General features: G+C 30.0%; 9 protein-coding genes. 3 read left to right on the top strand and 6 right to left on the bottom strand.

The window, feature by feature from the left end; translation table 11 throughout:
* From VIM70_RS05235 to VIM70_RS05215, 5 genes are all read right to left on the bottom strand, one after another.
* A partial coding sequence (locus VIM70_RS05235) for a pLS20_p028 family conjugation system transmembrane protein (protein WP_331944678.1) occupies positions 1–1865 on the bottom strand: 1865 nt, incomplete at its 3' end.
* Between the two features lie 141 nt (positions 1866–2006).
* On the bottom strand, positions 2007–2234 hold the full coding sequence (locus VIM70_RS05230; RefSeq protein ID WP_331944677.1) for a hypothetical protein: 228 nt from the start codon (positions 2232–2234) through the stop codon (positions 2007–2009).
* Between the two features lie 801 nt (positions 2235–3035).
* A complete protein-coding gene (locus tag VIM70_RS05225; RefSeq protein WP_331944676.1) occupies positions 3036–3179 on the bottom strand; it encodes a hypothetical protein in 144 nt (47 codons plus the stop codon).
* A gap of 61 nt (positions 3180–3240) precedes the next feature.
* Positions 3241–3639, bottom strand: a complete 399-nt coding sequence (locus tag VIM70_RS05220; protein WP_331944675.1) for a terminase gpP N-terminus-related DNA-binding protein — start codon at positions 3637–3639, stop codon at positions 3241–3243.
* A 16-nt stretch (positions 3640–3655) separates the two neighbouring features.
* The gene (locus tag VIM70_RS05215) at positions 3656–3913 is read right to left on the bottom strand and encodes a helix-turn-helix transcriptional regulator (RefSeq protein ID WP_331944674.1); all 258 of its coding nucleotides are present in this window, start codon (positions 3911–3913) and stop codon (positions 3656–3658) included.
* Between the two features lie 248 nt (positions 3914–4161).
* Here VIM70_RS05215 and VIM70_RS05210 point away from each other — a divergent pair, with 248 nt between their 5' ends.
* The gene (locus VIM70_RS05210) at positions 4162–4554 is read left to right on the top strand and encodes a helix-turn-helix transcriptional regulator (protein WP_331944673.1); all 393 of its coding nucleotides are present in this window, start codon (positions 4162–4164) and stop codon (positions 4552–4554) included.
* 508 nt (positions 4555–5062) lie between these two features.
* Here the strand turns inward: VIM70_RS05210 and VIM70_RS05205 are convergent.
* A complete protein-coding gene (locus VIM70_RS05205; protein ID WP_331944672.1) occupies positions 5063–5371 on the bottom strand; it encodes a hypothetical protein in 309 nt (102 codons plus the stop codon).
* Positions 5372–7168: 1797 nt separating this feature from the next.
* Here VIM70_RS05205 and ltrA point away from each other — a divergent pair.
* Both ltrA and VIM70_RS05195 read left to right on the top strand, forming a co-directional pair.
* On the top strand, positions 7169–8944 hold the full coding sequence (ltrA, locus tag VIM70_RS05200) for a group II intron reverse transcriptase/maturase (RefSeq protein WP_414648663.1): 1776 nt from the start codon (positions 7169–7171) through the stop codon (positions 8942–8944).
* Between the two features lie 113 nt (positions 8945–9057).
* A complete protein-coding gene (locus VIM70_RS05195) occupies positions 9058–10014 on the top strand; it encodes a replication initiation protein (RefSeq protein ID WP_331944679.1) in 957 nt (318 codons plus the stop codon).
* Positions 10015–10107 lie beyond the last annotated feature (93 nt).

Genomic DNA, 10107 nt, shown 5'->3' with positions numbered 1-10107 from the left:
TTTTTTTCCACTCGTATACTCTGACCTATGTTTTTTCCTCGATTATACGATTCCATAGTTTGTTTTACAATAGGATTATTCTGAACTTTTTTAATTATTTTCTCTTTTTGCTTTTGACGAATCATTTGATACGAAGACTTACCGTTATTTGGACGTATAGGCTCCGATTTATTATTTGGTACAGTATGTCCACTTGTCTCATTATTTTCACTACCGTTTGTTTCAGTGCCATTACTGCTATTAATTGATTCATGGGTATTATTTGGAACATTTCTATTTGAACTAGGTTGTTCACCCTCTTCATTATCACCACTAGAACCATTCATTTCATCATAAATGGATTGATGCCCTTGGCTACCATTGTCCTTAATACTGCTTTTCCCATTGCCCATTTCATCATAGATGGATTGATGACCCTGGCTACCATTCCCTTTAATATTACCTTCTGGACTACTAGTACCGACCTTTTTACTAGAATTGCCAGTGCTACTATTAACAACATTTCCTTTGTTTAAATCTTCATATCCCTTAGCCTTATCTTTAGCCATACCAGGATATATAGATTTTGCTTTATTCGCATCTGCATTTTTCTTAACCTTAGACTTATCCTTATCCATGTCTTTATATAAACCACTTGCTATACCGGCACCTGCTCCAAATGTAGAGCCCGCCATCTTGCCAGCACTACCTGCCATGCTATTTGCAGTCTTCCCAATACTCTTAGCAGTTTTACCAATACTTTTAGCACCTCCCATAACAGCATTACCTACCATATATGCTCCTGCCATTGTTTTAAATCCACTTCGTAGTCCAGCATCTATTCCAAATAACTTTTCTACCATGTTTGGACCGTCTATTACTGCAAAAGACCCGGCCACGAGTAATACTACACCTTCTATACCTTTTACGTCTGAACACAAATCTACAAATAATACATAAAATTCAAGTAACACAGCTATCAAAAAAGTCACAATAAATGTTGACATTATATTTTGAATTATTTGTTTTGTTTTCTGTCCGTCGTTAATATCTACTGGAGCTAAAAGAATTGCTAGAAATTTATTATAAGCAAGTTCAAAAATTAATTTTGCAAGCTTAAAGCATGTAAATGCTAAAGTTGCTCCAATAACCCCAAGTGACAATATAATATTTAAAAAATTAATATCAAATCTGTAATAATACTCTTTCCAAAATGTCAGCCACCCTTGATTAAGTTTTTCTGTACTTAAATCTCCCTTTACATTTGTTGATAATTTTTCACCAAATACCTCTTTATTTTTAATTCCCCCTGAGTTAATAAAATCTGGTTCTATAATTGATGTTGGGTCTATATATCGAATATTTTCAATTTTAATATTATTGGAACTTCTTAAACCGCTTATATCATCTTTATTAAAACTGGTTTGGTCATAGAGTAAAATATCTGTTATATTGCTTTTAATAATTTGATTAGTTATGTCTTTAGGACTTCCTTTTACAGCAGTTACTCCAAGATTAGTTAATGCATTCATTTTGTCCATTGCCATTGGTAAAACTAAAATTACAGCTATAGCTACAAGAATATTCGTGCCTATTTTCCTAAACTGTTTGGTTTGAGAAAACATTAACTGATAACCAATGCCGAGTAACGAAAGTGCAAACAATACAACTATTAGTGGTTTAACACTATTTATAAAATCTATAACTCCAGGGTCGTTATAAAATTTATCAAGTACAAATAGTTTGTCTGTTATAGCAGAAACAGAATCTACGATATATCCTAAAACTTTAACAATACCCCAAAGTAGTTCTCTTATAGTTCTACCTAAAATTGTATCTAGTTTAAAAAACTCTGAATATGTTTGTAAAATTTGAACGGTAGTCAATTTATTAGCTCCTTTCTATTTTATAAAGATAATAGCCTTAAATACAAATAAATATAAGAGCAAATAAAGTATATGACATAAAACATGCCCTATACTTTATTTGCTCTTATAATGTACCCCATTGTTTTATTTAAGAACTTCTTAAAAATTTATCTTACTACCTAGCGACGTTGCTAGTGCATTTGCACCTTTTATTATAATAAAAGCTAATGTAGAACTTATAAATACTTTTTTTGCACTTCCACTTCCTTGTTGACCACCAACAATATGAATAGGTAAGTTTTTGATGTTATCTCCAACTTTTCCCCTCATCCACACCGTACTTGAGACTTTCACCTCATACGGCGTTCCCTCAATGCTTATTTTCATTTTAACTTATATACAATTCACAATTTCCAACTAATTTACGAAGTTTATTTATTTTGGTAAAACTTATTATTTCTTAATGCTTTCTTCTTTTTAAACTTCTTTAATTGAGTTGCCCTTAGTCAGCTAATTCCTCATTTATGTTGAATTTCGCTTCTCTTAGTCTTACTCGAACCTAATAAAATATTGTTTTATTGTATAATTTAAAAAAATAATATTGACTTGTGGCTATCCCTCCACTATTTATTATCATAGTTTCATAGGTACTATGCCACTACTTTTATATCAATAAAGATAAGTTATAAATAATTTCCTTATCACCATTTCATAGACATTAAGTTCTCCATGTTTGATATTTACCACGTTCCAATGACTTTTATCCATACATATACTTTTAGGTAATTCCTTTGAGCCTGTGTGGTTGATACTGCCTTTAACAGTATAAGGTTGTTCATAGTTACCAATCTTACTTGACCTCACACACCCTGCATCTTGAGCAGTGAAAATATTTCTACTTTCTGAAATTTTAGACTCTTACATTCGGAATTTCGTCAGTTCCTATGGAACATTCTTACCATGAGTATTTTGTGGACTCCCGACCTATCATACACACGACCACCTCTGGTTCGCCATTCCTGTATTAACACATAACACTTAGGGTGTACTCTCAGCCGACTTCACCGAGCTTATAACCATTTTATTCTTAATAATAAAATCGCTATTCGGAGTATTAAAGAAAGCCTTTCAAGACGTTACTCTATCATTCGACTTTTAAAGTCATTAGTTCTATCAACTCTTGACGAGTTAACGTCTAACCTTTTCAGTTAGAAACGTGTCGCACAACAACATTTCATATCCTCCAAACAATAATGCTAACGCATAACATACTACTGCTGGTATTTGTAACCATGTTATAAAGCTTGTAATTCCAGCTACTAACTGTTCCATTAATTATCATGCTCCTTTTTTATCTTTTTAGATTTATAATAGTGAACTTGTCCTCTTTTAATTAAAAATATTTTGGTACGTTATCCGTTATTGCCCCTCGACTTTCATCAAAAACTAACTTTTTATGGTTACTACTTAACTTATACGATTGTATATTCATCATACAAAACCCATGCTCTCCAATGCTTTCATTGGGCATTATACCAAAACTTTTTTCTTCTCTTATTTCATTTAAATCGTTTACACTAAGAAAAGTGCTATGTTCAAATTCGAACCCATAATCTGTTTTTGTATTTTTACTTTTTCTATCTGCTCTTCGAGTAATCTGCTTTTCTTTAGCATTTCTGGAAATAAATTTTCGTACTGCCTCTGATGTTGAACCAATTATTTTACTGATTTCTTTATAGCTTAATCCTTTGATGTATAATTCTATTGCCTTTTTCTTCTCTATATCACTCATTTCATTCCCCCTTTTTTTATATTTGTCCGTTTTTTACTGATTTTGAACGTACTTCTAACCTTAATTTTTCTTGATTTTTATAAATATCAAATAAATCATCATTTTCATATACCATTATTTTTTTTATTTTTAAAGATAATTTGAAGCTTGGATCTCGAGTACAGTTTTCAATTTTGCTATAACCCATTCTTGTTACCCCAATTTTATCTGCTACGTTTTGTTGAGTCATTTTTTTTTTAAGTCTTATTTCTTTTAGTTTTTTTCTAACAATCAATTTATTTTCATCCCTCCTCCAATGTGATTATGCCAAACATATTTTTAAATAATGTGTTTTTAAAACTCTATACGTTAATTATACACCCTTAAAGTTTCCATTGCAACTATAATTCTACATTTTTAGCAACATTGTCACTAATTTCCTATATTTCATTTTTAATTATATTTATATTTTTATTTGTATTTTTTAAAATTCAATGTAATATTAAATTAGATAATTAATTAAGTATATAAAAGGAGAAAAAAATGTTTATAGGAGAACGTTTAAAATTTTTAAGAAAACAAAAACATATGACACAAGAAAAACTAGCATTATTATTAAATTTGGAAAGGTCATCGATTACAAGTATTGAAGCAAATAGAACAACACCAACACTTAATCATCTAGAAAAATTTTGTGATATATTCGACGTGTCGATTTACTATTTTTTAGAACGTGAAGTTCCCATTAATAAACTACAGTTTAATGTTATACGAAAAAAATTTAATGATAAAACCGATTGTATAAACTATTTATCAAAACATGAAGCTATTAATAATTTAGCTCTAGAAAAATTAACTGATGAAGAATTAATTAATTTTTCTAATGAAATACAGGAATACATAGAAACATTATCTTATAAATATAAGAGATTTTAATAAAATATAAAGTTGTTAGTGATCGGGGCACTGAAAAGAAATTAAAATGATTAGACCAACTGAATAAATGGAAGGGTAGCCCGTAGGGAAGGTTCCATTTTGAAAGACGGTAGTAGCAAACGAAGGTGCGGTAGTTACTACTGTTTCATACCTGTTCTGTCTAAATAAATATAATGATATCGAACAAAAAGAAAAACCATCTGAGCTCTATACAGATGGTTTTTTAATATAGCAATATTAGTTTGTTCAATATTCTATGATGTAGGTTTTAATTATTAATATCAGTTATTTATTGATTATCGGTTATATACATGACTTGTCATTGTTTAGATTCGTCAGGGATTGATATACCTATTTTTGAGGTTTTAATTTAATTATAAATTCATTATAAGTCTCAACAGTAATTAGGTTGCAATAGATTTTGTAATCATTGCTATAACTGGTGTTAAGGTGTTACACATAAAATATTTATACTTGTCATATATTTTTGTCGTATAGCATAGAGCGACTAAACTGGTCTTCGTTTGAGAACAGTAATATCTTGCTCATGTCTGCCATTAATTTCTGCCATAGCACCTATTTGCTCATCTATATTTTTCAAGCTTCCTTGTATGTGTGAAATATCATTAGACATTTTATCATGATCGGCTGAATTTATATTGGAATTATGTTCTAGTGCTTTTAAAATCAAGTGGTCTTCTTCCTGTTGTACTTTAATTCCACGCACTGTGGTTTCAAGTCCATTGAGTTTTGCGAACACTGGTTTAAGTTTTTCATCAAATATATTGCCTAAAGTTTCTAGTTCCTTATCAGTCATTGAAATCACCCCTTACTTATATAACTATTATATCATATCATGCGTTGTTTTAGTGGCTTAGAATTGGTGGGAAGGCACTTATATTTTTTAATCTCAGCAAGTTCGTCTAGTTCACTACGGAAAGGTTATAATTGGACTTTAAAGCCAGTCATACCAACGGTTATAAGGGTGTCTAAAACACTTAAAACAACAACAAGGAAAAATATTTGTTTGTTGTTGTTTTAATATAAATATTACTTCACTATGAAAAAGTATTAATAAATTCTGTATTAAATGGTATCACAGGTTTTGTTTTTATATTAATATATATATAATATACTTGATTATGCATAAAAATATATGCTTTTATTACATAGTGATGTTTGTATTTGTAATAGTCCGAAGGGTAGCCCGTAGCAAAAAAAAGTGTTGTAATATTCCAAACAATTAAATAGCTTCATGCATAGGTCCATAAATAATTTATTGACTATTTAAATTAAAGTTTAGAATATAAATAAATAACAACCACAGTTGTTGTTTTAGATTGTTTTACAATCTTTTTGTTTTAAGTGTTTTACGATGCCTTCTAGGCTTTGATATGACTGGCTTAAAAAAATCTAAAACGACACTTGCATAGTGAATAACGACACTTGCATAGTCGTAAATAAGTTTTAGAACGACACTAACATAGTCAATAACGACACTTGCATAGTTTAAAACGACACATGCATAGTCAAAAATAGATCTCAAAACGACACTTGCATAGTGAATAACACACTTGCATAGTCATAAATAGATTTGAAAATTAAATTTACATAATTAACAACGATACTTACATCGTCATAAATAAGTTTTAGAACGACACTTACATAGTGAATAACGACATTGACGTATGAATTGACGTTGTCGTTTACTTATGGTAATGTATTCATTAAGAGGCGATTATATGAATAAAAATTATATAGTAACTAAATCTAATTATTTTATAATGAATTCCAGTTATGATTTAAATTTAGAGGAACGTGCGACTTGTTTTCTAAGCTAAAAGCTTAGACTAATTAGCTGATTAAGTTCAGAAATTAGAACTGTTATTACGATAGGTAGAATGATAGGGTAACGCCTTGAAATGCCTCACTAAGATTCCGATTAGCGTTTTGTTGAGTAAACGACAAAGGGTTAAAAGCTCGGTGAAGTCGACTGAGATTATACCGTAGGTAGAAGAAATAACATTCCTACACGAAAAGCGAACCAGAAGTGGTCGAGTATAAAATAGGTCGGGTGTCTATAAAATATCTATGGTTAGGATGTTCCTACGGAACTGACGAAGTTAGGAATGTAAGGGTCTAAACTAGGAATATTTAGAAATGAATATAATACAGAAAGTATAATGAGTGTGGATGAGTAAAATTGTTCTTTATGAAAGTCCATGTAGTGTTACAGGCACTAGCAAGCTCATAGGCTTATACTAACGACCTAAAGATATATGTACAGATAGTAATAACGGAACAAGGAAAACTTAGAATATGGAGATTTTACTATCTATGAAGTATTGATAAGGAAAAGATTATATCTATAACTTATCTTAATCTAAGTGAGAGTGGTGGCATAAAGCTATGAAGTTTCTGTAATGGATACTGAGCAATAGCCACTAGACAATTGTTATTTGATAATTAAATAAATGAATGATTCCAAGGTTCGAGTATGACTAAGAGATGTTAAAGCTTAATTTGTATTTATACAAAGAGGGATGTGACAGACTTGGAGGAAAGCTCAAAATTAGAGAAAAGACAAACACTAAGAAATAATGAATATTACACAATGCAAAACACATTTGACGACCTGTATGAACAATCTCAAAAAAATAGAAAATTTAAAAAACTAATGCAAAACATAGCTTCTAAAAATAATATTTTACTGGCATATAGGAATATCAAGAAAAATAAAGGGTCAACAACAGTTGGAACCGATAATCTTGATATAAACTACTTTAAGGATATGAAAACAGATACGTTTATAAAACGTATCCAAAATAAATTAGCCAACTATATACCCAAAAGTGTAAGACGCGTTGAAATTCCTAAGCCTAATGGTAAAACTAGACCTTTAGGAATGCCATGTATTGAAGACAGAATTATTCAACAATGTATTAAACAAATTCTAGAGCCTATATGTGAAGCAAAATTTCACAATCATAGTTATGGTTTCAGACCGAATAGGTCAGCGAACCATGCTATAGCCAGAAGTATGTTCCTAATGAATAAGTCAAAACTACATTATGTTGTAGACATTGATATTAAAGGTTTCTTTGATAATGTTAATCATAGCAAACTTAAAAAACAAATGTGGAATATGGGTATACAAGATAAAAATTTGATTAGTATAATAGGAAAAATTCTAAACTCAGAAATACAAGGAATAGGAATTTCGTTAAAAGGTACACCTCAAGGTGGCATAATTAGTCCATTATTATCAAACATTGTTCTTAATGAATTAGACTGGTGGATTAGCTCTCAATGGGAAACATTTGAAACAAAAAAGGATTACTCAATTATAACAGAGAGACAAGTAAGCCAATCAAATAAATACAGAGCAATGAAGACAACAAACCTCAAAGAAATGTACTTAGTAAGATATTCAGATGACTTCAAAATTTTCTGTAAAGACTATAAAACTGCACAGAAAATATATAATGCTACAAGAATATGGTTAAAAGAAAGGCTGGAATTAGATATAAGTCCAGATAAATCCAAAATAACTAATTTGAGAAAGAATTATACAGAATTTTTAGGATTTAAACTAACATTAAAACCTAAAAAAGGCAAATATGTTTGTCAAAGTAGAATGTGTGATAAAGCAAAAATCAAAACTATTAACAAGCTAAAGGAGCAGATTAAGAAAATCCAAAAGCATGGAAGTAGTAAAGAGGTACTAACATTAAACTCTATGATATTAGGAAGTCACAATTATTATAATAGTGCAACCTATGTGTCATTAGATTTTAAAGAAATAAATTTCTTAGTGACAAAAACCTTGAAAATACGGTTAAGGAGTTGGATAACAAGCAAACCTAGATTTACCAAAACATATAAACATTTATATGGAAATTATAATGGAAAAGTCAGAACAATTTACAATGTCACTATATTCCCAATCTATGGGTGTAGAACCAAAAATGTAATGAGTCTTAATCAAGTAATATGTAATTACACTAAACTCGGCAGAGAGAAAATTCATAAGAATATTAGAGGGTACAGACATTTAGTTGAGTACCTATTAAAAGCAACATATGGAAATAATACTGCTGAATTTGATGATAACAGAATATCCTTGATTGCAGGGCAACAAGGTAATTGTTATATTACAAGATTAAATTTAAAAATAGGTGATATGGAATGTCATCACAAGAAGCAAAAATGTGATGGTGGTGCTGATGAATATAAAAATCTAGTTTGGTTATGTGGAGAAGCTCACAAGTTAATTCACTGTACACAACAAGATACCATTAATAAATATCTAGGTTTATTATCCCTTGATAAACAAGGGTTAAAACGTGTCAATTCTTTAAGAGAGTTAGTAGGAAATTCAGTTATTTAATTAAGAATAAAGATTGTTGGAACGCCGTATGAGTTCGAAAGTCTCATGTACGGTGTGAAACAGGGGAAAAGGCGGAGATAACTTCAAAGTCTTACCTATTGTTATAAAAGTTAATACTTACACTGGCTAGTATGGTTCAGCCGGAAGATAAAGAATTTAAGCCTTATATATTTAAAATATCTGAGTTTATGAAGCTTCTAGGAGTTTCTAATCAATGTAAATATACTGAAACACCTAAAATAACTAAGGAGCTTATGAAAAAGGTATTTGAAATAGAAGAGGATGATACTCTTATTCAAACTGCTTGGTTAAGCTCTGCAACTTATAAAAAAGGAACTGGTATGGTGGAGTTAGAGTTTTCGCCTAGATTAAAACCTTATATGCTTCAACTAAAAGAGAAATTCACACAATATAAATTAGGAAATATTTTAGCCATGAAAAGTAAGTATTCACCTAGAATATATGAGATTTTGAAGTGCAATGAATTTAAGAAACAAGGTTACATAGAAATTGAAATTAATGATTTAAAAAAAATATTAAATAGCGATAATGTATATCCTAGATATTATGATTTTAAAAGAAGGGTAATAGAGCAATCACAAAAAGAATTAAAAAAAATGAGTGATATTAGTTTTGATTTCGAAGAAATAAAGACAGGCAGAACTGTTACATCACTTAAGTTTTACATAAAAGTTAATGAGCTTAAATCATTGAAAACTGCTGATGATGAGGTTTCAGCTACATTAATGGAAATGGAAGAAGAAAACCCAATTAAAAAAATCATGGCTATAATGTGTGATAGTAAAATAACCGCATTAGAAGCTAAAAAACTTAGTGATACCGCTAATGGTGATATAAATAAAATTAAAGAAAAATATGTTCTAGCTCAAAATGTGGCTAAAATTGATAGTGTGGTTGGTTGGATGCTCAAAGCGATCAAAGATGATTATCAAGTTCCCAAAAGTAAAACCAAAACTGGCACATTTAATAATTATGATCAAAGAAATTATGACTTTGATGACTTAGAAAAAAAATTATTAGGTTGGGAGTGCGACCAGTTGGCAAAATAAAAGTTTGCCCTAACAAGCTAATTAAATTTAGGTGTTAGAACTATTATTGCTAAAGGTAGAATGATAGAGTAACGTCTTGAAATGCCCTCCTTG

Source organism: Clostridium sp. (assembly GCF_036569345.1).
Lineage (GTDB): Bacteria > Bacillota > Clostridia > Clostridiales > Clostridiaceae > Clostridium_AD.
Note: the sequence above shows the minus strand (reverse complement) of the source record. Positions and strands in the feature narration are given on the sequence as shown.

Bases quoted from the DNA above. Each gene is read 5' to 3' on its own strand.
- VIM70_RS05210 (WP_331944673.1), top strand. From the start codon at position 4,162: ATGTTTATAGGAGAACGTTTAAAATTTTTAAGAAAACAAAAACATATG.
- VIM70_RS05205 (WP_331944672.1), bottom strand. From the start codon at position 5,371: ATGACTGATAAGGAACTAGAAACTTTAGGCAATATATTTGATGAAAAA.
- VIM70_RS05220 (WP_331944675.1), bottom strand. From the start codon at position 3,639: ATGAGTGATATAGAGAAGAAAAAGGCAATAGAATTATACATCAAAGGA.
- ltrA (WP_414648663.1), top strand. From the start codon at position 7,169: ATGCAAAACACATTTGACGACCTGTATGAACAATCTCAAAAAAATAGA.
- VIM70_RS05225 (WP_331944676.1), bottom strand. From the start codon at position 3,179: ATGGAACAGTTAGTAGCTGGAATTACAAGCTTTATAACATGGTTACAA.
- VIM70_RS05230 (WP_331944677.1), bottom strand. From the start codon at position 2,234: ATGAAAATAAGCATTGAGGGAACGCCGTATGAGGTGAAAGTCTCAAGT.